The organism is Nitratireductor soli, from assembly GCF_001050155.1.
GTDB classification, from domain to species: Bacteria; Pseudomonadota; Alphaproteobacteria; order Rhizobiales; family Rhizobiaceae; genus Nitratireductor; species Nitratireductor soli.
In genome coordinates, this window is sequence record NZ_LFVY01000006.1 from 212,978 (window position 1) to 236,213 (window position 23,236).

Here is a 23,236-nt window from a genome sequence, read left to right on the forward strand (position 1 = left end):
GTCATGCTGGAAACCGGCGGCCTGACTACCAGGCGTCCGGTTCGCGCACCATGTGAATGATGTTGGCCGGGCTGGTCACCCAGCCGCCCTTGAAGCCTTCCGGCAACGGCTCGATCGCGTCGCAACGCACGACGCCCGCTTTGGCCATGCGGTCGGCGGCGGCGGAAAATTCGTCGGTGAAGAGCTCCAACCAGATTTCCGCCTGGCTCATCTGCGGGGCTTCGTCGATCCACAATTTGTTGGGGCCGAGCTCGAAACCGACGGCCGGCGCTTTGTCCGTGATCGGCGTGAGGCCGACGGCGTCGCGATAGAAGGCGATGGTGGCTTCGTACTGGTGTGTCGGCACCTTCATGGCGATGTCGATGCCGCCGTAGAGTTTTGTCGTCGTTTTTACAGGCATTTGCTCACTCATGGCATTTTCCTTGGTGTTTTCGGCTCAACGTTCGGGTTCACGCGCCGGTTCGCCGCGCAGTTCGCTGGCATAGTAGCCGTGGCGCAGATTGATGCCGTGCTCGAGAAAGGCCTTCATGCAGCACAGCATTTGCGTCCAGCCCTCGCAGTTGATGTAGGAGGCGCGCAGATGAGCGGCACTCTCGCGCCAGCCTGCTTCGGCTATGGTGACCAGCGTTCCGCCATCGTCGAGCGGCTCGAAATTCATTTCGATGCGCGTCTTGTAGAGCGTCTCTCCCTTCGGGCCGGAGCCGTCCCAGCGCAGAACGATGCGCTCGTTGTTTGCGACCTCATCGACCTCGACGGGCACCTCGCCCCACCACAGGACGGTCGCGCCGGTGATCAACGGCGCGCTGGCGCCGCCGACCGTGGTGAAATAGCCGCTGAGCTTCACTGGGTTCACCACCGCATCGAACACCGTCTCAACCGGCTTTGAAATTCTCGCGGAAACCCTGAATTCCGGTTTCATGGCACATCCTCGCTCTTGATCGATCGAAACATATGTTATAAAAATATAACATGTCAAGACAAGCCAAAGACGACCTCGTGTTCAAAGCCCTGGCGCACCCGCGGCGGCGCGCCATGCTCGATGAACTGAAAGACCGCCCCTGTACGACGGGCATGCTTTGCGCCCGCTTTGCCGACATGGACCGATGCACCGTCATGCAGCATCTGAAAGTGCTGGAGGAGGCCGACCTGATCATCGCCAGGCGTGAAGGGCGGGAGCGGTGGAACCATCTCAACGCCCTGCCGATCAAGGCGATCAGCGATCGCTGGATCAGCCAGTACGCGGCGCATGCGGTTTCCATACTCGATCGGCTGAAGGGCGATCTCGACGGAACGGTTTCAAGCGACGCGTGACCGGCAGGCAAGCGGCCAACTTGTCCTTGCCACGCCGGGCGGGGAGTGTCAGATTTTCACGGGGACTGGGAGGTCTTGACGGAGCCGAACGCCGGGCGCTGGCGATCGGTCCGATCGTTTGGAGGCAGACATGCGCGGACTTCCCATTATCTTTGCCGTGGTCTTGTGTTTCCTGGCGGGCGCAATCCTGCCGGGGCGGGCGGGAGAAACGGTGCTGACCGTCGCCGGTTCGGTGGAAAACACCAATCGCGGCGCGTTCGACCCATTCTTCGACGGGTTTCTCAAATATCACGACAAGGAGTTCGACAAGGCGTTTGGCTTCGACGTGGCCGCGCTGGCGACCCTGCCGCAGCAATCGATCAAGGTCAATGCCGACACCGAAGACTGGCCGGGCGTTCTCGCCATGGAAGGTCCGCTGCTGAAGGACGTGCTGGAGGCGGCGGGAGCGACAGGCAAATCGGTGACTGTTTACGCGCTCGATGGTTTCGGCCTGCAGATGGACGTCGAGAAAATTGCCGCCCGTGACTGGGTGCTGGCGATGAAAGTGAACGGCGAGCCGCTGGGGATCGGTGGGCTGGGGCCGCTCTGGCTGGTCTATGACACGGGTGACCGGGTGGCGGGCGAAGACGAGGAGAAAACCTGGGTCTGGTCGGTCTTCTACATCGAGGCCGAGTAGGACGCCCGGCCCCGCGTTCCGAAAAGCCTGACCTTCAATCGGCTGCTCCATCGGTCGCACGGGCCAGCACGCGCTGCGCCAGAGCCAGGTGCGGCCGGTCATACATGCGTCCGCCAATGTTCACGACGCCGGCATTGCCGGCGGCGGCGAAGGCCTGCACGACGGCCTGTGCCTTCTCGATCTCATGCGCCGTAGGCGTGAAGGCCGCGTTGATGACCGGCACCTGCGCCGGGTGGATCGCCATCTTGGCGACAAAGCCGTCGCGGGCGGCAAGGCGGCACTCTTCGGTGAAGGCTTCCATGTCGGAGAAGTTGGGGAACACCGTGTCGACGGCCGGCACGCCGGCAGCGGCGGCGGCCAGCAATGTCATGCTGCGTGCAAGGCGGAAGAGGTCGGTGTAGGAACCGTCCGCGTTGCGCGCGGCGAGCGCGCCGATATGGGCGGAGAGGTCTTCGGCGCCCCAGGTCAGCCCCGCCAGGCGCGGGCTTGCGGCACGGTAGCTCGCCGCGTTGAGGACGCCTATGGCGGTTTCGGTGATGATCGGCAGGATGCGTGTCGCGCCGTCCTCGATGCCGTGCGCCGCCTCGTGGACGCGCAGGCTGGCGGCAAGGCGCGTGACATCGGCGCCGCCCTCCGCCTTGGGCAGCATGATGCCGTCGGGGCGACCCGCCATGACGATGGCGAGATCGTCCTCGGTCATGCCGCTCGCCAGGTCGTTGACGCGCACATAGAGGGCGAGCGCGCTCCTGTCACGCGCGCCGGACAGGAAGCCGGTGGCGACGCGCCGGGCTTCCTCCTTGTTGTCCAGGCCGACGGAATCCTCCAGATCGACGATCAGCACATCGGCGCCCGATGCCTGCGCCTTCTCCAGCTTTCGGGGCGAATCTCCGGGAACGAACAGCAGCGAACGCATGGTCAGACGTCCTGCTTCTTGACGATCATCGCCTGGCGCAGGCAGCGCGCCACCAGCTTGTCGTCCTGATTGTAGGCGCGGTGCTCGAACTCGACGATGCCGCGATCGGGCTTCGACTTCGATTCACGGACGGATTTGACCTCGGTCTCGACGCGGATCGTGTCGCCATGGAACACCGGATTGGGAAAGACGGTTTCCGTCATGCCGAGATTGGCGATGGTCGTGCCGAGCGTTGTGTCGTGGACGGAGATGCCGATCATCAGGCCGAGCGTGAACAGGGAATTGACCAGCGGCTTGCCCCATTCCGTTTTCTCGGCGAAGGCGAAATCGATGTGCAGGGGCTGCGGATTGAGGGTCATCACGGAAAACAGCATGTTGTCGCTCTCCGTCACGCTCTTGCGCAATTCGTGCTGGAAAACCTGTCCCGGCTTGAATTCCTGCAGATAAAGACCGGCCATCGATGTCCTCCGATTGGTGTCCGGTTTCTTGATAGACCGGTTCAGCGTTTCATGGAAACGCTGAACCGGTCTATCGCTTTGCTTTTCCGTATTTATGCGGACGTCAGGTGAAACCACCTGACTGCAAAATGCTCTAGTGGTGGATCCTGACAGATGGTGCCCATCTGTTGGGAAAAATCGCCCCACCGGATCAATAGCTTGTGGGCTGACTTGTCGAAACAGATGGGACCATCTGTTTCGGTCAGACCACTAGACGCGCGCCACGGCCCCGGCAAGCCGGCAGTTATGGTAAACGTTTCCTATACGAATTGCCGCTAGGGTCGGTTCAGACGGGGCGGGAGCGTGTGCGGCGGTGAGAGTGGTCCAGCATTTTCTGAATTGGATGGAGACGGCCAAAGTGTCGGAGCGGGCAGCAGCGGCAACGGCGCTGGCGCGGGCTTATCTCGACGCGGAGCTGGCCTTTGAGGACCGTTATGCGGCGGAAGCCGCGCTGACCGCGCTGCTTGACGATCCCTCTTCCAAGGTGCGCGCGGCGCTGGCCGAGGCCCTGTCCGTCAGCCGTCATGCGCCGATGCAGGTGGTGGCGGCGCTGGCCGCCGACCAGCCGGACGTCGCCGCGCCCATTCTGGCACGCTCGCCGGTCCTGTCCGATTCCGACCTGATCGATCGCGTTGCCGAGGGGCGAGAAAAAACCCAGCGTCTGATCGCCATGCGTCCACGGCTTTCCATGGGGGTCTCGGCGGCCATTGCCGAGGTCGGCGCGCTTGAAGCCTGCGTCGAGCTGGTGGAAAATTCCGGCGCCGATATCGCCGGGCTGAGCTTTCGCCGCATGGTGGAGCGGCATGGCGCCGATGCCGTTTTGCGCGAAGCGCTGATCAAGGATGCGCGCCTGCCGCCCGATTGCCGGCATCTGCTGCTTGTTCAACTCGGCGAGACGCTGCGCGTCGCACCGCTGGTCCAGGCGCTGGTCGGAGCCGCGCGGGCGGAAAAACTGACGCGGGATGCCTGTGTGCGTGCGTCGCTGACCTTGATCGAGGCAATCGGGCAGGATGAGCATGCGGCGCTGGTCGAGCATCTGCGGCTGCGTGGCGATCTGTCGACCGGCTTTCTCATCCGCATGGTGGCGCATGGCAAGATCGACTTCTTCGGCGCGGTGCTCGTGGCGTTGACGGGGCAGGCCGAAACGCGAATCCGGGCGCTTCTGTCAGGCGGCCGGGACGTCGCCGTCGGAGCGCTGTTGCACAAGGCCGGGCTCGGTCGTCACACTCGGGCGCCGATCCTGCGGGCACTCGGCGTCTGGCGCGAAGTGGCGCGCGGCAAGCGCGTGGCGGGTGCGCAGGAGGTTTCCTGGCTGATGCTGCACAGCCTTGGCGCGACGCCGGGGCAGGCGGGACCGGACGCCGATGCGGCCGAACTGGCCGGGCTTCTGCGTGGAATCCATCTGGATGCGCTGCGCGAGAACGCGCGCCTCCAGGCGCAGGCGATTGCCGCAGCGTAAACCGTCGCTTCTAATTCCTTCGCAAAGATCGCTTCAGCGTTTCATAGAAGCGTTGAACCGGTCTATCTCTTTGTTTTTGCGCATTTATGCGGACGTCAGGTGATTCCACCTGGCTACAAAATGCTCTAAATATCAAGCTCTTCGGCGAATTCGGCATTGTCCTGGATGAAGCGGAAACGGGCTTCCGGCTTGGTGCCCATCAGCGCATCGATGGCCGTCTGCGTGGCTTCCTGGCCGTCGATGACGGTGACCCGCAACAGCATCCGCTTCTTCGGATCCATGGTGGTCTCCTTGAGCTGGCTCGCCATCATCTCGCCGAGGCCCTTGAACCGCCCAAGCTCCACCTTGCCGCGCCCGGTGAACTCGGTCTGCAGCAGCTCGTCCTTGTGCGCGTCGTCGCGGGCATACATGGTCTTGCCGCCCTGGCTGATGCGGTAGAGCGGCGGCACGGCCATATAGAGATGGCCGTTCTCGATGAGTTGCGGCATCTCCTGATAAAAGAAGGTGATCAGCAGCGAGGCGATGTGCGCACCATCGACATCGGCATCGGTCATGATGATCACACGGTCATAGCGCAGATCGTCCTCGCGGTATTTGGACCGCGTGCCGCAACCCAGAGCCTGGGTCAGGTCGGAAATCTGCTGGTTTGCGGCAAGCTTGCCCGAACCGGCGCTGGCGACGTTGAGGATCTTTCCACGCAACGGAAGGACGGCCTGGCTGGTGCGGTTGCGCGCCTGCTTGGCGGAGCCGCCGGCCGAATCGCCCTCGACGATGAAGATTTCCGCGCCGGCGGCCGCTCCCATGGTGCAATCGGCGAGCTTGCCGGGCAGGCGCAGCTTGCGCACGGCGCTCTTGCGGCTGACCTCGCGCTCCTGGCGGCGGCGCAGGCGCTCGTCGGCGCGGGCCACCACCCAGTCGAGCAGTTTCGATGCTTCCTGCGGGTTGTCGGCCAGCCAGTGGTCGAAGGGATCGCGCACGGCGTTCTCGACGATGCGCATGGCGGCGGCCGTCGCCAGCTTGTCCTTCGTCTGGCCGACGAATTCCGGCTCGCGGACGAAGACCGACAGCATGCCGGCGGCCGAGATCATCACATCCTCGGCGGTGATGATGGCGGCGCGCTTGTTGGCGGTCAGTTCGGCATAGCTGCGCAGGCCGCGCAGCAGCGCGTTGCGAAAGCCGCTCTCATGGGTGCCGCCCTCGGCGGTGGGGATGGTGTTGCAATACGAGTTCAACAGTGCATCGCCGCCATACCAGGTGACGGCCCATTCGACCGCGCCATGGCCGCCGCGCTTTTCGCTGCGGCCGGCAAACACTTCCTTGGTGACCTGGAATTCGCCTTCGAGCGAGGCGGCGAGAAAGTCCTTCAGGCCGCCGGGAAAATGAAAACTCGCCTTTTCCGGCGTCTGATCCTTGCCGGTGATCAGCGAGGGCGCGCAGGACCAGCGGATTTCGACACCGCCGAACAGATAGGCCTTCGAGCGCGCCATGCGGTAGAGCCTGGCGGGCTCGAACTTGGCGTCCTTGCCGAAAATCTGGTCGTCCGGCTTGAAGCGCACCTTGGTGCCGCGCCGGTTGTGAACCTCACCCAGCTTTTCAAGCTTGCCTTGCGGCAGGCCGCGCGAAAAGGTCTGGCGGAAGAGCTGGCGGTTGCGGGCGACCTCGACTTCCAGGAGTTCCGACAGGGCGTTGACGACCGAAATGCCGACGCCGTGCAGGCCGCCGGAGGTCTCATAGACCTTGGAATCGAATTTGCCGCCCGCATGCAGCGTCGTCATGATGACTTCGAGGGCCGATTTGTCCTTGAATTTCGGATGCGGATCGACCGGGATGCCGCGGCCATTGTCGGTCACGGACAGGAAGCCGTCCTCGTCCAGTTCGACCTCGATGAAGGTGGCGTGGCCGGCCACGGCCTCGTCCATCGAATTGTCGATCACCTCGGCGAACAGGTGATGCAGCGCCTTGTCGTCCGTGCCGCCGATATACATGCCCGGTCGCCGGCGCACCGGCTCCAGGCCTTCCAGAACCTCGATGTCGGCCGCACTGTAGCCATCAGACCCATCGCGCACCGGGGCGGCGCGTGGCGCAGGTTTGCTCGGCGCCGCCGGCTCTGGTGTCCTGGCGCGTTCCGGGTTGGGGGCGAGGCCGCCAAAGAGATCGTTGTTGTCGTCCATGAAGAATGTAATTTCCTGTCCCGCGAATCACCCTGCAGTTTGCCATGGAACGCATGGCAAAGCGAAGCCTGTTCCGGTTCCGTTCAGCGCTTCCGCAGGCCTGCGAGTACCGAGATTTCGAGCCGCAGCGACACGAAAGTGGAATTCCGGATCGCGCGTGTCATAGGGGAAGACGCGGCGACCTTCAATCGCGCCCGGCAGCCAGCCAGTCGAACAAGGGCTTGAGGCGGACGAATGCCGCAAGGCAATTTTCGGCAAACCCGTTTTCGCAGGCGAGGCGCGGGGCGGCGAAATCTTCCCAGCCGCTCAATGATTTGTAGCGCAGCAATTGCGCATGCGGATGATCGACCGGATAGGGCTGGGGCACGCGTTTCAGTTCCGGTTCGCTCAGCCGGGCACCGTTGCCGGACAAATCCTGCAAAAGAGCGGCCAGATCGTTCCCGTCGTCGCCGGCGATGCGCGCGCGAAAGGCATCAAGCCCGGCCTTGGCCAGCTCGAACACGCCGGTGCCGGCTACCAAGCGATCAGGCTCGAGACCGAAAAACCATCCTGGGTTCAGTAAACCGTCCGTCACGGGCATGAAGGAAATGTGCAGATGCGCGTTGTAGGGTGTCTTGTCGCGGGAAAAGCGCACATCCCTGTGGACGCGAAAGATCTTCGACCGGTGCCGCAACCCGGTCAATTCATCCAGGCGCGGTGTCATGGCGCGGCAGAAATCTTCCGCCGGCCGCTTCACTGCGCGTTCATAGGCAGGTTTGTTCGCAGCGAACCAATCGCGATCGTTGTTGGCCCGCAGGGCGGTCAGAAAATCCAGCGTCTCAGGCGGAAAACGTGAAAACCCGTCGATCTCCATGATCTATCGATCGCCTCTCATTTCGCGGGCAGGGTGCCGACGAAGTCGAGCGCCAGGGCGATCCATTCCTTCATGGCGGCGCCGTCGCAGCTTTCCGCATCGACAAAGACGAAACCGCTCATGCTGCGCCCGCCCATTTCCATGATCTGCGCGCCGGGCCGTTTCAGGGCTTCGGACTGCCGTTCCTTGCCGACGCGAAACAGGAAGCGGCCTTCGCCTGCTTTTGTGCGATCGGCACCACTGATCATGTTGCCGTCCAGCATGAAGCAGATGCCGCCCATCATGCGCTTTTCAACCATGCCCGGGAGGCCTTCCAGGGCATCGCGCATACGGGCCGCAAGCTGTTCGTCATAAGCCATTTCAGAGCTCCCCGGTTCACCGTACGTGACCGAATGCTTCGATACAAAAAAGCCCGGCCATGATCTCATGGCCGGGCGGGGATTGCATAGGGTTTGATGGCAGGCTCCTGCCACTTCTCCTGACGCGGTGCGTCAGCTCGCCAGCGCCTCGATGGGCGGGCAGGCGCAAACCAGGTTGCGGTCGCCGGCCACATTGTCGATGCGCGAGACGGGCGGCCAGTATTTCGAGGCCGAATCCAGCGAACCGGCCGGGAAGGCGGCCTGTGCCCTTGTGTAGGGGTGCGACCAGGTGTCGGCCATCAGCTCGGCGGCCGTATGCGGGGCATTGGCCAGCGGATTGTCCTCCTTCGGCCATTCGCCCTTCTCGACGCGGGCGGCTTCGCCGGCAATCGAGATCATCGCCTCGCAGAAGCGATCAAGCTCTTCCTTCGGCTCGGATTCCGTCGGCTCCACCATCAGCGTTCCGGCCACCGGCCAGCTCATGGTCGGGGCGTGGAAGCCGTAGTCGATCAGCCGCTTGGCGATGTCCTCGACGGTGACGCCGGCGCTGTCCTTCAGGATGCGGGTGTCGAGGATGCACTCATGCGCCACCCGGTCGTTGCGGCCCTTGTAGAGCACCGGGTAATGCGCCTTGAGACGATGGGCGATGTAGTTGGCGTTGAGGATCGCCATCTCCGTCGCCAGCTTCAGGCCGGCGCCGCCCATCATGCGGATGTACATCCAGGTGATGGGCAGGATCGATGCGCTGCCGAACGGGGCCGCAGCCACAGCGTGGCTCGAACCCAATGCCACATGACCCGGCGCGAAGGGCTTCAGATGCGCCTTGACGCCGATCGGCCCGACGCCGGGGCCGCCGCCGCCATGGGGAATGCAGAAGGTCTTGTGCAGGTTCAGGTGGCAGACATCGGCGCCCAGATCGCCCGGCCGGGCGAGGCCGACCATGGCGTTGAGATTGGCGCCGTCGAAATAGACCTGGCCGCCATGCTCGTGGATCAGCGCGCACATGTCGCGCACGCCTTCCTCGAACACGCCGTGGGTCGACGGATAGGTGAGCATCAGCGCCGCCAGCTGCGCCGCATGCTGCTCGGCCTTGGCTTTCAGGTCTTCCTGGTCGATGTCGCCATTCTCCGTGCAGCGCACGACGACGACGCGCATGCCGGCCATGGAGGCGGATGCCGGGTTGGTGCCATGGGCGGAGGACGGAATCAGGCAGATGTCACGTCCGCTCTCGCCGCGGCTCTCATGGTAGCGGCGAATGGCCATGAGGCCGGCATATTCGCCCTGGCTGCCGGCATTGGGCTGCAGGGACACGGCGTCGAAACCGGTGATTTCCGACAGCCAGCGGTCGAGATCGTCGATCATGCGGCGATAGCCGGCGGTGTGGGCCTGCGGCGCGAAGGGGTGCAGATTGCCCACCTCGTTCCAGCTCACCGGCATCATCTCGGCGGCGGCATTCAGCTTCATCGTGCAGGAGCCGAGCGGGATCATGGCGCGGTCGAGCGCCAGATCCTTGTCGGCCAGCCGGCGCAGGAAGCGCATCATCTCGGTTTCCGAGCGGTGCGCATGAAAATCCGGCTGGGTCAGGAACCGCTTGCCGCGCTCCTCGGCCGGCGTCAGCGTTTTTGCCTCCGCCGGCGCGGCAGCGCCGAACAAGGCGGAAAGCGCTTCGAGATCGGCTTCGCCTGACGTTTCATCGAAGGTGACGCCGAGGCGGTCGTCGTCGATGACGCGCAGCATGCGTCCGCCTTCCTCGGCCTTGGCGGCGATCGCCTTGGCCTTGCCGGGTACGGTCACGGTGACGGTGTCGAAAAGCTTGTCACCGTCAACGGCGAGGCCGGCGGCCTTCAGGCCCGCATGGAAGCGGGCGGCCAGGCGATGCACCTGACGGGCAATGGCGGTCAGCCCTTCCGGACCATGCCAGATCGCATAGGCGGCCGCCATGTTGGCCAGCAGGGCCTGCGCCGTGCAGATGTTCGATGTGGCCTTGTCGCGGCGGATGTGCTGCTCGCGGGTCTGCAGGGCGAGCCGGTAGCCGGGGCGGCCATGGGCGTCCGCCGACTGGCCGACGAGGCGGCCGGGCATCAGCCGCGTCAGGCGGTCGGAGACGGCGCAATAGGCGGCGTGCGGACCGCCAAAGCCCATCGGCACGCCGAAACGCTGCATGGAGCCGACGGCGATTTCCGCACCGAGGGCCCCCGGCGTCTTGCTCAGCAGCAGGCCGAGCGGGTCGGCGACGAAGATGACGATCGCGTCCTTCGCCTTGGCCTTTTCGATCAGCGCCGAGTGATCGCCATAGACGCCGTAAGTGTCGGCCCAGGGAACGATCAGCGCGAACGTGTCGTCATCGACCGTGTCGCCATCGATGGTGATGCCAAGCGGATCGGCACGCGTTGCGACCACATCGAGCGTCTGCGGGTGCAGATCGCCGGCGATCGCCAGCGTGTGGCGCTTCGAGCGGTGATGCCGCCAGGCAATGCCAACGGCCTCGGCGACCGCCGAGCCTTCATCGAGGAGCGAGGCAGAGGCAACCGGCAGGCCGGTCAGTTCCGTCACCAGCGTCTGGAAATGGAACAGCATTTCCAGGCGGCCCTGGCTGATCTCCGACTGGTAGGGCGTGTAGGCCGTGTACCAGGCGGGGTTTTCGAACAGGTTGCGCTGGATGACGGGCGGCACATGGACGCCGTGATAGCCGGCGCCGATGAAGCTTTTCAGCACCTGGTTCCGGCGCATGGCGGCGCCGAGCTCGGCAAGCGCCTCGGCCTCACTGGCGGCCGGCGGCAGGTCGAGCGGGCGATCGAGGCGGATCGATTTCGGCACCGCCTGGGTGATCAGCGTTTCCAGCGACGGCACGCCAAGGGCGGCCAGCATGGCTTTGGTCTCGTCGCCGCGCGGGCCGATATGGCGGGCGGCGAAAGGGGCGATCGTATCGGGCATGGTCGCTCCTTACGCTACGCTCGCCTGATAGGCGGCTTCGTCCATCAGGCCTTCGAGCTGGCTTTCGTCGGCGAGCGTCATCTTCCACAGCCAGCCATCGCCGGCGGCGGCGGAGTTGACGAGCGAGGGGTCGCTGGTCAGCGCCTCGTTGACCTCGGTCACCTCGCCATTGGCCGGCGCGTAGACGTCGGATGCGGCCTTGACGGATTCGACGACGACGGCGGTGTCGCCCTTGGCGAGCGTCTTGCCGGCTTCGGGCAGTTCGACGAAGACCAGATCGCCGAGCTGTTCCTGCGCGTAGTCGGTGATGCCGACCGTCGCGACGCCGGCATCGACCTTGATCCACTCGTGGTCTTCGGTGAAATAGGTTTTGCTCATCGTTGTTATCCTTTGTGGTAGCGCTGCGGCGTGAAGGGTAGAGGATGGACGTCGAGTGCGATGCGGTTGCCGCGCACTTCGGTGAACAGGCGGGTGCCGGGCTCGGAGAGGCTCCTGGCGACATAGCCCATGGCGACGGGATGGCCGGCCGATGGGCCGAAGCCGCCGGAGGTGACGCGGCCGACGGTCTCGCCGGCTTCGTTTATGATCGGCGCACCGGCGCGCACGGGCTGGCGGCCCTCCGGCTTCAGGCCGACGCGTTTTTCCCTGGCGCCCTCGGCGATGATCGCCTGGAGGGCGCGGGCGCCGATGAATTTGCCTTCCTCGCGCAGCGCTTTCGGCACGGCCCACAGGATGGCGGCGCTGGCCGGGTCGGTCGCTTCGTCGAGATCCTGCCCGTGCAGGCACAGACCCGCCTCCAGCCGCAGGCTGTCGCGGGCGGCGAGGCCGATCCACTGCACGCGGTCGTCATCGAGCAGCTTCCTGGCGAAACGCTCGGCGTCATCCACCGGCAGCGCCACTTCGAAGCCGTCCTCGCCGGTATAGCCGGAGCGGGCGACAAACCAGTTCGGGCGCGGTTCGGTGCCGGTCATGAAGGTGAGGTCGCTCAAATCCAGGCCGGCGGCGATCAGCACGGCTTCGGCTTCCGGTCCCTGCAGGGCGAGGAGAACGCGCTCGAGCGCTTCGAACGTGATGTCGAAACCTTGCGCGATGTCGCGGAAATGGGCTTCGTCCCGAGCGGCGTTGCCGGCATTGGCGACGACCATGAAACGCTGGGGGCCGAGCCGGGTGACGATCAGATCGTCGATGATGCCGGCCTTCTCGGTCAGCAGAACCGTGTATTTCGACCGGCCTTCGCCAAGAGCCGCCGCATCCAGCGGGCAGGCGCGCGACAGGAATGCGATGGCATCCGGGCCTTGGACCTCGAACAATTGCATGTGCGAGATGTCGAAAAGGCCGGCGCTTTCGCGCGTGTGAAGGTGCTCCTTCATCACGCCGGCAGGATAGGTCAGGGGCATGCGCCAGCCGGCGAAGGCGCCAAAGCGGGCGCCCGCTTCTTCATGCAGCGCTTCCAGCGGCAGATGCCTGAGGGTTTCGGTGTCGCTCATCATTCCTCCAAAGTTGCACGCATGCCCGTTGTTCACGGCATGTTCGTGCCCCTCTGTCGGAAGCCTGAGAGACTCGCGCGACCGGAACCCTGTCGGCCACGCTTACACCTTCGGCGCGGGGACCAGCCCCGACTTTCCAGAGTGTCTTTACCGATCGACGGTTCTTTTGCCTGAGAGATTTCGGGCGATTTCCCCTTCGGCGTCCGCACCGGATCACTCCAGCTTGGCTCTCTCCCGCAGACCGGCAGGGCTTTCACCCTAGACGATCGGGAAACTAGCGCAGGCGGATTGGTTTGTCACCTGCCGTAATGCGGGCAGGCCCGTTGGACCAACTGTTTCTGTGCAGAAACCGGAGGCGGCGACAGTCGGGTGGATCAATGGCCATCCGAGGTGCGCTGCAGATCGCTTTCGATCTGCGAGACCAGGCGGGCCGTTTCTTCCTGCAAACGCCGGATGCGCTTCAGATTGGCGGTGACGGCATTGACCAGTTCCGAGCGGCTTTCGTCGGCGGGGGAAGAGCCGACCCCGTGCAACAGCCAGGATAGGCTGACATTCAGGACACCGGCCAGCATGGCCAGGCGGTTGGCGCGCGGCTGCGAGCGGTCGCTCTCCCAGGCCTGGATCGTGGCGGCCTTGACCCCGAGGCGGCGGGCAAGCTCGGCGACGCTCAGGCCAACTGCGTCGCGGGCGCGCGATAGTCGCCCGCCCATCGTGTCGAGGTCGGGCGTATCGGAATAGATATCGGCGGCGTCATGCACCGGACAGCACCTCCATTTTGGCGTGAAATGACCCGCAGCGTTTGGCGGGATGGCTGGCCGGAGCATGCAGTAAGCGGCGGGCAATCGCAACTTTGCTGCAAAGCGCTTGCTGGGGCTTTATGGAATTGTTCTATGAAAACAGTTCGCTGAAGAGTTTTCCTGTGAAGTTGAATCCGCTTCTTCGGCGCCGCGCGCTCACGTTCCGCCAAGCCGGGCCGCGTGCCAGGCCAGGTGATCGTCCATGAAGGAGGAGATGAAGAAATAGGAATGGTCGTAGCCCTCGCGCATGTTGAGCGTCAGGGGTATGCCGGCTTTTGCGCAGGCCGTTTCAAACAACCACGGACGCAGCCCTTCATCGAGAAAACCGTCGGCGGTTCCCTGGTCGATGAGGAACCCGGCAAAGCGATGCCCGTCCTCGACCAGGGCGCAAGCATCATGGGCGCGCCAGGCAGGCTTGTCGGCGCCAAGGTATTTTTCGAGCGCACCCATCGACCAGCCGGCGGTGGATGGTTCGACGATCGGCGCGAAAGCGGAGCAGCTTTTGAAGCGATCGGGGTTTTTAAGGGCGATGGTCAGCGCCCCGTGGCCGCCCATGGAATGACCGAAAATGCCTTGTCGGCTCATATCGGCGGGGAAGTTGCCGGCGATGAGCTGCGGCAATTCCTCGGCGATATAGGAGTACATGCGGTAATTTCGCGAGAAGGGCGCTTGCGTCGCGTCGATATAGAAGCCGGCGCCCTTGCCGAACTGCCAATTGTCCGGCTCGTCGGGGATATCGCTGCCGCGCGGGCTGGTGTCGGGGCAGACGATGATCAGGCCGTGTTCTGCCGCCATGCGGCGATACTCGCCCTTGTCCATGACATTGGCGTGCGTGCAGGTCAGGCCCGACAGGTACCACAGCACCGGGCAGGGGCCGTCGGCGGCCTGCGGCGGCACGAAGACGGCGAAGGTCATGTCGCATCGGCACGCAGTGGAGGCGTGGGTGTAGACGCCCTGCGTGCCGCCATGGGATTTGGCGATGGAAACGGTTTTCATGTCAGTCCTTTTCCTGCTTTTCGCGCAAGGCGCGGCGCACGGCCTGGTCCAGCGCCTGCAGGAAGGCCGAGCGGTCCCTGGGCGTGAAGCCCGGATTGTAGCCCTTGATTTCTCCCGCCTCGCGCAGGTCCTGCTTCAGATTGCGCATGGCGACGGCCATGCCGATGCTCTGCGGTGTGAATGGACGCCCGGTCGGACCGAGCGTGTGGACGCCGTTTTCGACCAGCCGCGCGGCCAATGGCACGTCGGCGGTGATGGCGATGTCGCCGGCCACCGCATTGTCAACGATCCAGTCGTCCGCCGCGTCGAATTTTCCCGTCACGACGATGTTCCGGATCATCGGATCGCGGGAGGGGCGCAGGCCGCCATTGGCGACGAAGGTGACCGGCAGACCGTGCCGCTCGGCCACTTTCACCACCTCCGCCTTGACGGGGCATGCATCGGCATCGACGTAGATGGCGGTCAAGGGTTTGGTCACGGTTCTGGCCGCCTCAAAAGACCACGACGGAGCGGATCGATTCGCCCGCATGCATCAGATCGAAACCCTTGTTGATCTCGTCCAGCTTCAGTGTGTGGGTGATCATCGGGTCGATGTCGATCTTGCCGTCCATGTACCAGTCGACGATCTTCGGCACGTCCGTGCGGCCACGCGCGCCACCGAAGGCGGTGCCTTTCCAGGTGCGGCCGGTGACGAGCTGGAAGGGACGGGTGGAGATTTCCTGGCCGGCGCCGGCGACGCCGATGATGATGGATTCGCCCCAGCCTCGATGCGCGGCCTCCAGCGCCTGGCGCATGACGGTGGTGTTGCCCGTGCAATCGAACGTATAGTCGGCGCCGCCGATCTGGTCGGCGCCGCGCTTGGTCAGGTCGACCAGATAGGGCACCAGGTCGCCGCCCACTTCCTTCGGATTGACGAAATGGGTCATGCCGAAGCGCTCGCCCCATTCCTTCTTGCTGTTGTTCAGGTCGACGCCGATGATCATGTCGGCGCCAGCCAGCCGCAGGCCCTGGATGACGTTGAGGCCGATGCCGCCCAGGCCGAAGACGATGGCCGTCGCGCCTTCCTCGACCTTGGCGGTGTTGATGACCGCGCCGATGCCGGTCGTCACGCCGCAGCCGATGTAGCAGATCTTGTCGAACGGAGCGTCGGGATTGACCTTGGCCAGGGCGATCTCCGGCAGGACGGTGAAATTGGAGAAGGTCGAGCAGCCCATATAGTGATGCAGCTTTTCGCCGTTCAGCGAGAAGCGGCTGGTGCCGTCCGGCATCACGCCCTGGCCCTGGGTCGAGCGGATGGCGGTGCACAGATTGGTCTTGCGCGACAGGCAGGAGGGGCATTGGCGGCATTCGGGCGTGTAAAGCGGGATGACGTGATCGCCCTTGCTGAGACTGGTTACGCCCGGGCCGACATCGACCACGACACCGGCGCCCTCATGGCCGAGAATGGCCGGAAACAGGCCCTCGGGATCGGCACCCGACAGGGTGAACTCGTCCGTGTGGCAGATGCCCGTCGCCTTGACCTCGACCAGCACTTCGCCGGCGCGCGGACCTTCCAGATCGACCTCCATGATTTCGAGGGGTTTTCCAGCCTGAACGGCGACGGCGGCACGGGTTTTCATGATGCTGATTCTCCTGGTTTTCACGATTTGAGCGTTGTTTGCCGGCGGGGCAACCGCTTTTGCCGGATATTCTGGGGAAGGCCGGGCCTGACGACTGCTGCAAGTCGGCTGTATATCGACACGCATGCGGACCGGGCGTCTTCACATTTCGCCACGCATGGCGAACAATGTGCAAGGGCGCTCGCCCCTCCCGTATTTCGAGGAATCCATGGCCGATCTACCTCCTCTGAGAGCATTGCAGGTCTTCGAAGCGGTCGGTCGCCTGGGAAGCGTGACGAGAGCAGCACAAGAACTCCATGTGTCGCCGGGAGCGGTCAGCCAGCAGATCAAGAGCCTGGAGAATACACTTGAAACGCGGCTCGTCGAACGGAAGGGCAGCGGCATCGTCCTGACAAAGGTGGGAACCGCTTTTCACAAGGCGGTGGAAAAATCATTCGCCGACCTCCTGAAAGCGCGGGTCGAGATCATCGACAAGCACAAGTCGGGGGCGCTGATCATCAGCGCGCTGCCGCTCTTCGCCAGTCGCTGGCTGTCGTCCAGAATGTTCGCCTGGCAGACATCCCATCCGCAGATCAACCTTCATCTGGAAGGCTCGGTCACCGAGCCGGCCACCGCCGAGAGGCCCTTTGATTTCCGCATCACATATGCGGACAAGGCGCATCTGTTCGACAGTTTCGTTCCGCTGTTCACCGATGGCCTGTGCCCGGTGTGCAGTCCGGCGCTGATCGAAAACGGGCCGCCGTTGAACACGCCGGCCGATCTCCTGTCATACCGGTTGCTGACCATCGACTGGAGCCCCTTCCTGTCGCCGCCGCCGAGCTGGGAGGACTGGTTCCATCTGGTCAACGTCGATGGCACGCACATTCCCCATTTCTTCGTCATGTCGCTGTCGAGCCTGGCCATCGAAGCGGCCATCGAGGGGCGCGGGATCGTGCTGGCGCAACGGGCGATGGTCGAGGATGAACTCAGGAGCGGGCGTCTGATCGCGCCGTTTCCCGATGTGCTCAAACTGCCGTCGCCCTATATCCTCGGCTGGAAGAAGTCCGTCTTCGGCAAGGCGGGCGCCGGTGCGTTTCATCGCTGGCTTGTCGGGCTGGCCCGCAAGGAGGATGTCGCTGCACCGGCGCCGACCGCGCCTGATCCTATTTGAGGACCTCGATCTTTCCGCCCGCTATCTTGGCGAAGTAGACATTCGGCCTGCTTTGCGCGCTTTCCGATCCCTCGGGACCGGACTTGTCGAACGAGACCGCGCCGTTCAGGACATCGACCTTGGTTTCCCACAGAGCCTTGCGGATCGCTTCCGGTTCGGTGGAGCCGGCCTTCTCGATGGCCGCGGCGATGACCTGCACACCGTCATAGCCGCGGAAGCTTTCGGTCAGGCCGGCGAAGTCGAAGCCCTTTGCCTTCCAGGCATCGATGAAGCCGCGCGTCTTGTCGGGAAACGCGGTGCTGTCGGGGTCCCAGGGGGCGAAGAAGACCAGATGCACCGTGTTTTCGGCCGCGCTGCCGGCCTGGGCGACGAGCTGGTCGGGGTTCTGCGAACCGCCCGTGGTGATGATCTGCTTGTCGATGCCCAGCGCTGCCGCCTGTTTCAGCACCAGGGTGAGCTGTTCGACGGCGGTGGTGACGATGAGCGTGTCGGCATCCGACGATTTCAGCTTGGACAGCTGCGCGCTCACATCCTGCGCCGCCTGGTCCATCAGTTCGACATTGCCGACCTCGATCGCATGCTCCTTCAGCATCTTGCCGAACTGGTTGACCGTGTTGAGCCCCCAATCATTGTTGATGGCCAGGAAGTCGGCTTTCTTTATGTGAAACCGGTCGAGCTTCTGTTCGAAACCCGCCGCCTCGATGACCTGCGTTGCTGCGATGCGGAAGACGAACGGGTTGCCGGTTTCGGTGATCTTGTTGGCACCGGAGGTCTCGACCACCATCGGCACCTGGTACTGCATCAGTTTCGGCATGGCGGCCAGCGTCAGGCTGGAGCCCCAGGCGCCGAGAATGACCGGCACCTCGTCGCGAACGATGAGCTTTTCGGTGACGGTGGCCGCCTCGGTCGGGTTGCTCTTGTTGTCCTCGATGATCAGCTTGAGCGTCTTGCCGCCGAGAACGCCTCCCTTGGCGTTGATCTCATCGACGGCGATGCGCGCGCCGTCCGTGACATAGGCTCCGGATGCGGCGAACGCGCCGGTCAGCGGCATGTTGACGCCGATGGCGATGTCTTCGGCATGGGACTGGGCGATGGATGCGCCGATAAGCCCGCAGGCCGCAAGAAGCGCGCGAGAGAATGTTCTGCTTCGTTTCATGGTGTTCTCCTCATTGTTATCGTTGGGTTGTCGTCGAGGTCAAAGATCGAGCACGAGGGTCGCCGTCCTGGATCGCGAGACACAAGGCAGGACCACTTCGCCGGCTTCGCGCTGCTGGTCGCTGAGAATATCGTCATTGTGTTCCGGAATGCCGGCCAGAACCTTGACCAGGCAGGTGCCGCAAATGCCCGCCCGGCAGGAATTGGTGATGGTGCAGCCGGCATCCTCCAGGGCGCTGAGCATCGACTGGTCCGCGGGCACCCGGACGCGCTGCCCGGAGCGGGCGAGCTCGACGTCGAACTCGCCGGGATCGAGGGGCGCATGGCGCTCGGATGGCGAGAACCGCTCCTTGCGAAGGGCACCGGCCGGCCAGGATCGGCAACGGTCTTCGACGGCTTCGATCAGGGGTTCGGGCCCGCAGCAATAGACCAGGCGCCCCGGCTCGTGGCCGGACAGACAGGCGTCGAGATCGAGAAGCCCGTTCTCATCTTCCGGGCAGATGTCGACCACGCCGCCGGCCAGGCGCGCGATCTCTTCGACAAACGCCATCGAGCGGGCGCTGCGCCCACCGTAGAGCAGGCGCCAATCGGCGTTGGTCGCCGACAGTTGCGCCAGCATGGGCAGGATCGGCGTGATGCCGATGCCGCCGGCGATGAATAGATAGCGCCCGGCTGGTTCGAGCGGGAAATTGTTGCGGGGATGGCTGGCCTTGAGCGCGTCGCCTGCACGTAGTTGCGTGTGAATATATTCAGACCCGCCACGGCTTGCCGGGGCATGCAGCACGCCGATGCGCCAGCGGCTCCTGTCGGCGGGATCGCCGCAGAGCGAGTATTGCCGTGTCACGCCGTTGGGCAGGACGAGGTCGATGTGAGCACCCGGAGACCAGGCCGGCAATGCGCCGCCGCCGGCGCTGGTCATGATGAGCGTCACGACGCCGTCCGCAACGGGTTCGCGTCTGTCGATCTTCAGCAGGAGCTGTTCGTCTGCGCCGTGTGCGGGAATGATTGCTGCTTGGTTCATGGCAGACGGCCTTTCAATAGTGTTCGGGCATGCACCGGCTGTCGCTCCGCCAAATGGCGGAGCGTCGAGGACAATGGTGAAATCGAATGCGTGTCAGGCGGCGCGCATTGTCGCGGCGACCACTTCGGGAGTGAAGGATTTCCAGGCGATATCGCGCATGCCGCGCATGGCGCGCAGGATTTCATCGCGGTCCTCGTCGGTCTCGGCATAGGTGGACAGAACCTGCCGGCCGAGGCCCGTGTGGAATTTTTCGTCGATCTCGATCTGCTTGTAGATCTTGACGACGTCCATGTGGCCGTGGCGTTCGGCTCCGACGTATGTCGGCGCGAAACTGCCCGATGCCGAGGTTTCCGAAACGTACCAGGCGGCGATGGCGGCCAGATGGTGGCGCTCCATGCATTCCCAGAGGAAATTGCTCCACGGCACGGCAGCGACCGGGACCGAAGTCGGCACGATGCCGCCCAGCGATTCAACCGCTTTGCCGAGCGCCTCGTAGTGCTCGGCTTCCTGGAAAGACTGCTTGGCGAGCAGGGTTATGTGATTGCGCTGAAAGCGCATGCCGTAGCGGCGAATCTGCTCGTTGAGCAAGAACACATAGTCGATCTCGCGCCAGCAGCGCGTTTCAAGCCATGATGCCAGGACAAGCTGGTTCGGGTTTTCCGAGTATTTGTCGAAGAACGACTTCGTGGCGTCATGCGTGATTTCTTCTACGCTTTGAAGAATTTCATCGACCTCGGCTTCGATCGAAGCAAGGCCATTTCCGCCTCTTACCTTTTTTGTATCAAGCATAGAAGTTTCTCCTTTGTCTATGCTCTCAATCAGACTGCTCAAGTCATTCAAAGTCAACGCTAATTGCCTTTAGAAAACCTGCCTGCATTTTAAGTCTGGCTAAAACCACAAGCGTCAATTCGGGGCGCAGGACAGGTGGATCTGCAGTGCCCGTGCGGTTGCGCGGGAGATCGCTCATCGGGTTGGGAGACAGTCGCGCCTTGGCGGTGACGCAATCGGACAAACCGGCTTCTCATCAACGCGTGCCGCGAAGTGCTTGAGCCGCCGGGAGCAAACCCATAGAACAGGGAAAACACCGCCTGGGGGAAACGCCGTTCATGTTCAAGAAGATCCTCATCGCCAACCGCGGTGAAATCGCCTGCCGCGTGATGAAGACGGCGCGCAAGATGGGCATTGCCACGGTCGCCGTCTATTCCGATGCCGATGCGGATGCCGTGCATGTGGATATGGCCGATGAGGCCGTGCGTATCGGCCCGGCGCCGGCGAACCAGAGTTACCTGATCGCCGACAGGATCATCGCCGCCTGCAAGGAAACGGGCGCCGAGGCGGTCCATCCGGGCTATGGTTTCCTGTCGGAGAATGCCGGTTTCTGCGAACGGCTCGAGGCGGAGGGAATCACGTTCATCGGGCCGAAGGCGAAGGCCATCCAGGCGATGGGCGACAAGATCACCTCGAAGAAGATCGCCGCCGAGGCCGGGGTTTCGACGGTGCCGGGCTTCATGGGGCTGATCGAGAGTGCGGACCATGCGGCGCAGATCGCCGGGGAAATCGGCTACCCGGTGATGATCAAGGCATCGGCCGGCGGCGGCGGCAAGGGCATGCGCGTCGCCTGGAACGAGGCGGAGGCGAAGGAAGGGTTCGAGCGCTCGAAGTCGGAGGCGGCGTCCTCCTTCGGCGACGACCGCATCTTTGTCGAAAAATTCGTCGAGGAGCCGCGGCATATCGAAATCCAGGTGCTGGCCGACGGTCACGGCAATTGCGTTCACCTGGGTGAACGGGAATGCTCTATCCAGCGGCGCAACCAGAAGGTGGTCGAGGAGGCGCCGTCGCCGTTCCTCGACGCCGAGACACGCGCGGCCATGGGCGCGCAGGCCGTGACGCTGGCGAAAGCCGTCGATTATCAGAGCGCCGGTACGGTCGAATTCATCGTCGACAAGAACCGCAATTTCTTCTTCCTGGAGATGAACACGCGGCTGCAGGTGGAGCACCCGGTCACCGAGCTGATCACCGGCATCGACCTGGTCGAGCAGATGATCCGCGTCGCCGGCGGCGAGAAGCTGGCGATGGCGCAGGCCGATGTGACGCTGAATGGGTGGGCCGTCGAAAGCCGCATCTACGCGGAGGATCCGGTGCGCAATTTCCTGCCGTCCATCGGCCGGCTGACGCGCTATCGCCCGCCGGAAGAGGGGCGCTACGACGATGTCGTCCTGCGCAACGACACCGGTGTCGCCGAAGGCTCCGAAATCTCCATGTTCTACGATCCGATGATCGCCAAACTGTGCACCTGGGCGCCGGAGCGGCTGGAGGCGATCGAGGCGATGAGCGAGGCGCTCGACCGTTTCGTGATCGACGGCATCGAGCACAACATTCCGTTCCTGGCAACGCTGATGAGCCACCCGCGCTGGCGCGAGGGGCGCTTGTCGACGGGCTTCATCGCCGAGGAATTTCCCGATGGCTTCGCGCCGCCGGCGCCGTCGGAGGAAGAACGCGCCGTGCTGGCGGCGGTGGCGCTGGCGGTCGAGCTCTTGCGGCGCGACCGGCTCGATCGCCTGACGGGCCGGCTGGCGCCGCATTCGGGCGAATTGAAGCGCGACTGGGTGGTGCGCCTGAACGACGAATACCTGACCGCGACGGTGATCGAGGGGATGATCTCCATCCCGCTGGAAATGGATATCTGCATCGACGGCGGCGCGACGCTGACGGTGTCGTCGTCCTGGCGGCCGGGCGATGCGGTGTGGCAGGGTGCGGTCGGCGGCAGGCCGGTCTCCGTGCAGGTCAGGCCGGTGCTGAATGGCGTCCAGCTTGCCTGGCAGGGCGTTTCGGCCAAAGCGCGCGTGATGCTGCCGCGCATTGCCGATCTCGACCGGCTGATGCCGGTGCGCGTCGCGCCCGACACGTCGAAGCTCCTGCTGTGCCCGATGCCCGGACTGGTGGTGTCGATCGCCGTGGCCATCGGCCAGGAGGTCAAGGCTGGCGAGATCCTTGCCGTGGTCGAGGCGATGAAGATGGAGAACGTGCTGCGCGCCGAGCGCGACGGCACGGTGGCGAAGGTCAATGCCGCGCCGGGTGACAGCCTGGCGGTCGATGCGGTGATCATGGAATTCGATTGAGGGAGATGGATGGGATGATGCAGGACAATAAGCGGGCAGCGATCCTTTTCGATCTCGACGGCACGTTGACGGACCCGTTTGTCGGCATCACCCGCAGCATTCGGCATGCAATGGAGGCCATGGGGCGCGAGGCGCCGGGCGACGACGCGCTGCGCACCCATATCGGGCCGCCGCTGCAGGTCACTTTCGCGCAATTGCTGGAAACGGAGGACGCGGCGCTCGTCTGGCAGGCGGTCGGACACTATCGCGCCCGCTATCAGCGCATCGGCAAACTCGAGAACGCGCTTATTCCCGGCATTGTCGATGTGCTCGCCCATTGTGTCGATGCCGGCTACTTCCTGTCCCTCGCCACGTCGAAAATGGAAAGCTACAGCCGGGACATCCTCGACCATTTCGACCTGACCCGCTTTTTCGATGCGGTGCATGGCTCAGCACCCGACGGCACCAACGCCAACAAGGCGGATCTGATCCGGCATATCCTCGCTGTCGAGCCGGTCGAGGCATCGCGGGCGGTGATGATCGGCGACCGGATGCACGACATCCTCGGCGCCAAGTCCAACGGTGTCACCGGCATTGGCGTGTTGTTTGGATTTGGCGACCGGGCGGAACTGGAGGAGGCCGGTGCCGCCGCCGTCGTTGCCAAACCTGCCGAGTTGCCGGCCGCCATCGATGCGATGCTTGCGCCGCAAAGCGCCTGAGAGAGCGAACAAACCGGTGCG

At 64.0% G+C, this 23,236-nt stretch carries 23 protein-coding genes and 1 riboswitch; of the genes, 6 read left to right on the forward strand and 17 right to left on the reverse strand.

Features of this window, described 5'->3' with window-relative positions; all coding sequences use genetic code 11:
• Positions 1–25: 25 nt before the first annotated feature.
• Positions 26–400, reverse strand: coding sequence for a VOC family protein (locus AB843_RS09730; RefSeq protein WP_048646621.1), 375 nt, complete (start codon positions 398–400; stop codon positions 26–28).
• A 36-nt stretch (positions 401–436) separates the two neighbouring features.
• Complete coding sequence (locus tag AB843_RS09735; protein ID WP_048646622.1) at positions 437–919, reverse strand: SRPBCC domain-containing protein; 483 nt, start codon at positions 917–919, stop codon at positions 437–439.
• A 50-nt stretch (positions 920–969) separates the two neighbouring features.
• On the opposite strand from AB843_RS09735, the gene AB843_RS09740 reads away from it, so the two are divergent.
• Both AB843_RS09740 and AB843_RS09745 read left to right on the forward strand, forming a co-directional pair.
• A complete protein-coding gene (locus AB843_RS09740; protein ID WP_048646623.1) occupies positions 970–1,311 on the forward strand; it encodes an ArsR/SmtB family transcription factor in 342 nt (113 codons plus the stop codon).
• 130 nt (positions 1,312–1,441) lie between these two features.
• On the forward strand, positions 1,442–1,987 hold the full coding sequence (locus tag AB843_RS09745; protein WP_048646624.1) for a putative pterin-binding protein: 546 nt from the start codon (positions 1,442–1,444) through the stop codon (positions 1,985–1,987).
• 34 nt (positions 1,988–2,021) lie between these two features.
• On the opposite strand, the gene AB843_RS09750 is transcribed toward AB843_RS09745, so the two are convergent.
• Together AB843_RS09750 and AB843_RS09755 are read right to left on the reverse strand one after the other, a co-directional pair.
• The gene (locus AB843_RS09750) at positions 2,022–2,900 is read right to left on the reverse strand and encodes an HpcH/HpaI aldolase/citrate lyase family protein (RefSeq protein ID WP_048646625.1); all 879 of its coding nucleotides are present in this window, start codon (positions 2,898–2,900) and stop codon (positions 2,022–2,024) included.
• Positions 2,901–2,902: 2 nt separating this feature from the next.
• A complete protein-coding gene (locus AB843_RS09755; RefSeq protein WP_048646626.1) occupies positions 2,903–3,358 on the reverse strand; it encodes a MaoC family dehydratase in 456 nt (151 codons plus the stop codon).
• A gap of 382 nt (positions 3,359–3,740) precedes the next feature.
• Between AB843_RS09755 and AB843_RS09760 the strand changes: the two genes are divergently transcribed.
• Positions 3,741–4,856, forward strand: coding sequence for a DUF2336 domain-containing protein (locus AB843_RS09760; protein ID WP_082143740.1), 1,116 nt, complete (start codon positions 3,741–3,743; stop codon positions 4,854–4,856).
• Between the two features lie 125 nt (positions 4,857–4,981).
• Here AB843_RS09760 and parE read toward each other — a convergent pair whose 3' ends face one another.
• From parE to AB843_RS09810, 10 genes are all read right to left on the reverse strand, one after another.
• Positions 4,982–7,027: a DNA topoisomerase IV subunit B gene (gene parE / locus AB843_RS09765; RefSeq protein WP_048646628.1), complete on the reverse strand. Its 2,046-nt coding sequence runs from the start codon at positions 7,025–7,027 to the stop codon at positions 4,982–4,984.
• 184 nt (positions 7,028–7,211) lie between these two features.
• On the reverse strand, positions 7,212–7,880 hold the full coding sequence (locus tag AB843_RS09770) for a DUF2461 domain-containing protein (protein ID WP_048646629.1): 669 nt from the start codon (positions 7,878–7,880) through the stop codon (positions 7,212–7,214).
• 17 nt (positions 7,881–7,897) lie between these two features.
• A complete protein-coding gene (locus AB843_RS09775; protein ID WP_048646630.1) occupies positions 7,898–8,239 on the reverse strand; it encodes a TfoX/Sxy family protein in 342 nt (113 codons plus the stop codon).
• 132 nt (positions 8,240–8,371) lie between these two features.
• Complete coding sequence (gcvP, locus tag AB843_RS09780; RefSeq protein ID WP_048646631.1) at positions 8,372–11,173, reverse strand: aminomethyl-transferring glycine dehydrogenase; 2,802 nt, start codon at positions 11,171–11,173, stop codon at positions 8,372–8,374.
• A 9-nt stretch (positions 11,174–11,182) separates the two neighbouring features.
• Complete coding sequence (gene gcvH, locus AB843_RS09785; RefSeq protein WP_048646632.1) at positions 11,183–11,551, reverse strand: glycine cleavage system protein GcvH; 369 nt, start codon at positions 11,549–11,551, stop codon at positions 11,183–11,185.
• A 5-nt stretch (positions 11,552–11,556) separates the two neighbouring features.
• Positions 11,557–12,660 carry a glycine cleavage system aminomethyltransferase GcvT gene (gcvT, locus tag AB843_RS09790; RefSeq protein WP_048646688.1) on the reverse strand — a complete coding sequence of 368 codons (1,104 nt, stop codon included), beginning with the start codon at positions 12,658–12,660 and terminating at the stop codon, positions 11,557–11,559.
• Positions 12,661–12,703: 43 nt separating this feature from the next.
• A riboswitch (glycine riboswitch) is annotated at positions 12,704–12,810 on the reverse strand.
• 224 nt (positions 12,811–13,034) lie between these two features.
• Positions 13,035–13,418, reverse strand: a complete 384-nt coding sequence (locus tag AB843_RS09795; RefSeq protein WP_082143741.1) for a helix-turn-helix domain-containing protein — start codon at positions 13,416–13,418, stop codon at positions 13,035–13,037.
• Between the two features lie 195 nt (positions 13,419–13,613).
• Positions 13,614–14,453, reverse strand: a complete 840-nt coding sequence (gene fghA, locus AB843_RS09800) for an S-formylglutathione hydrolase (protein WP_048646633.1) — start codon at positions 14,451–14,453, stop codon at positions 13,614–13,616.
• A gap of 1 nt (position 14,454) precedes the next feature.
• Complete coding sequence (locus AB843_RS09805) at positions 14,455–14,931, reverse strand: YaiI/YqxD family protein (protein ID WP_425286809.1); 477 nt, start codon at positions 14,929–14,931, stop codon at positions 14,455–14,457.
• A gap of 13 nt (positions 14,932–14,944) precedes the next feature.
• Entirely contained in the window at positions 14,945–16,072 is a 1,128-nt protein-coding gene (locus tag AB843_RS09810) for an S-(hydroxymethyl)glutathione dehydrogenase/class III alcohol dehydrogenase (RefSeq protein WP_048646635.1), read from the reverse strand.
• A gap of 208 nt (positions 16,073–16,280) precedes the next feature.
• On the opposite strand from AB843_RS09810, the gene AB843_RS09815 reads away from it, so the two are divergent.
• Positions 16,281–17,222: a LysR substrate-binding domain-containing protein gene (locus AB843_RS09815; RefSeq protein WP_162230636.1), complete on the forward strand. Its 942-nt coding sequence runs from the start codon at positions 16,281–16,283 to the stop codon at positions 17,220–17,222.
• Here AB843_RS09815 and AB843_RS09820 read toward each other — a convergent pair.
• From AB843_RS09820 to AB843_RS09830, 3 genes are all read right to left on the reverse strand, one after another.
• Complete coding sequence (locus tag AB843_RS09820; protein WP_048646637.1) at positions 17,215–18,378, reverse strand: ABC transporter substrate-binding protein; 1,164 nt, start codon at positions 18,376–18,378, stop codon at positions 17,215–17,217. The two genes, AB843_RS09815 and AB843_RS09820, sit on opposite strands and share 8 nt — an antisense overlap.
• Before the next feature lie 39 nt (positions 18,379–18,417).
• Positions 18,418–19,398 carry a PDR/VanB family oxidoreductase gene (locus AB843_RS09825; RefSeq protein WP_048646638.1) on the reverse strand — a complete coding sequence of 327 codons (981 nt, stop codon included), beginning with the start codon at positions 19,396–19,398 and terminating at the stop codon, positions 18,418–18,420.
• Positions 19,399–19,491: 93 nt separating this feature from the next.
• On the reverse strand, positions 19,492–20,187 hold the full coding sequence (locus tag AB843_RS09830; protein ID WP_048646639.1) for a hypothetical protein: 696 nt from the start codon (positions 20,185–20,187) through the stop codon (positions 19,492–19,494).
• Positions 20,188–20,504: 317 nt separating this feature from the next.
• Between AB843_RS09830 and AB843_RS09835 the strand changes: the two genes are divergently transcribed.
• Both AB843_RS09835 and AB843_RS09840 read left to right on the forward strand, forming a co-directional pair.
• On the forward strand, positions 20,505–22,517 hold the full coding sequence (locus AB843_RS09835; RefSeq protein WP_048646640.1) for an acetyl-CoA carboxylase biotin carboxylase subunit: 2,013 nt from the start codon (positions 20,505–20,507) through the stop codon (positions 22,515–22,517).
• Between the two features lie 14 nt (positions 22,518–22,531).
• Positions 22,532–23,215, forward strand: coding sequence for an HAD hydrolase-like protein (locus AB843_RS09840; RefSeq protein ID WP_048646690.1), 684 nt, complete (start codon positions 22,532–22,534; stop codon positions 23,213–23,215).
• Positions 23,216–23,236: the final 21 nt, after the last annotated feature.

Coding starts and splice junctions, on each gene's coding strand:
- AB843_RS09730 (WP_048646621.1), bottom strand. CDS start 400: ATGCCTGTAAAAACGACGACAAAACTCTACGGCGGCATCGACATCGCC.
- gcvH (WP_048646632.1), bottom strand. CDS start 11,551: ATGAGCAAAACCTATTTCACCGAAGACCACGAGTGGATCAAGGTCGAT.
- AB843_RS09810 (WP_048646635.1), bottom strand. CDS start 16,072: ATGAAAACCCGTGCCGCCGTCGCCGTTCAGGCTGGAAAACCCCTCGAA.
- gcvT (WP_048646688.1), bottom strand. CDS start 12,660: ATGAGCGACACCGAAACCCTCAGGCATCTGCCGCTGGAAGCGCTGCAT.
- AB843_RS09820 (WP_048646637.1), bottom strand. CDS start 18,378: ATGAAACGAAGCAGAACATTCTCTCGCGCGCTTCTTGCGGCCTGCGGG.
- AB843_RS09750 (WP_048646625.1), bottom strand. CDS start 2,900: ATGCGTTCGCTGCTGTTCGTTCCCGGAGATTCGCCCCGAAAGCTGGAG.
- AB843_RS09835 (WP_048646640.1), top strand. CDS start 20,505: ATGTTCAAGAAGATCCTCATCGCCAACCGCGGTGAAATCGCCTGCCGC.
- AB843_RS09745 (WP_048646624.1), top strand. CDS start 1,442: ATGCGCGGACTTCCCATTATCTTTGCCGTGGTCTTGTGTTTCCTGGCG.
- AB843_RS09740 (WP_048646623.1), top strand. CDS start 970: ATGTCAAGACAAGCCAAAGACGACCTCGTGTTCAAAGCCCTGGCGCAC.
- AB843_RS09840 (WP_048646690.1), top strand. CDS start 22,532: ATGATGCAGGACAATAAGCGGGCAGCGATCCTTTTCGATCTCGACGGC.
- gcvP (WP_048646631.1), bottom strand. CDS start 11,173: ATGCCCGATACGATCGCCCCTTTCGCCGCCCGCCATATCGGCCCGCGC.
- AB843_RS09815 (WP_162230636.1), top strand. CDS start 16,281: ATGGCCGATCTACCTCCTCTGAGAGCATTGCAGGTCTTCGAAGCGGTC.
- AB843_RS09755 (WP_048646626.1), bottom strand. CDS start 3,358: ATGGCCGGTCTTTATCTGCAGGAATTCAAGCCGGGACAGGTTTTCCAG.
- AB843_RS09825 (WP_048646638.1), bottom strand. CDS start 19,398: ATGAACCAAGCAGCAATCATTCCCGCACACGGCGCAGACGAACAGCTC.
- AB843_RS09775 (WP_048646630.1), bottom strand. CDS start 8,239: ATGGCTTATGACGAACAGCTTGCGGCCCGTATGCGCGATGCCCTGGAA.
- AB843_RS09770 (WP_048646629.1), bottom strand. CDS start 7,880: ATGGAGATCGACGGGTTTTCACGTTTTCCGCCTGAGACGCTGGATTTT.
- AB843_RS09760 (WP_082143740.1), top strand. CDS start 3,741: ATGGAGACGGCCAAAGTGTCGGAGCGGGCAGCAGCGGCAACGGCGCTG.
- parE (WP_048646628.1), bottom strand. CDS start 7,027: ATGGACGACAACAACGATCTCTTTGGCGGCCTCGCCCCCAACCCGGAA.
- AB843_RS09830 (WP_048646639.1), bottom strand. CDS start 20,187: ATGCTTGATACAAAAAAGGTAAGAGGCGGAAATGGCCTTGCTTCGATC.
- fghA (WP_048646633.1), bottom strand. CDS start 14,453: ATGAAAACCGTTTCCATCGCCAAATCCCATGGCGGCACGCAGGGCGTC.
- AB843_RS09735 (WP_048646622.1), bottom strand. CDS start 919: ATGAAACCGGAATTCAGGGTTTCCGCGAGAATTTCAAAGCCGGTTGAG.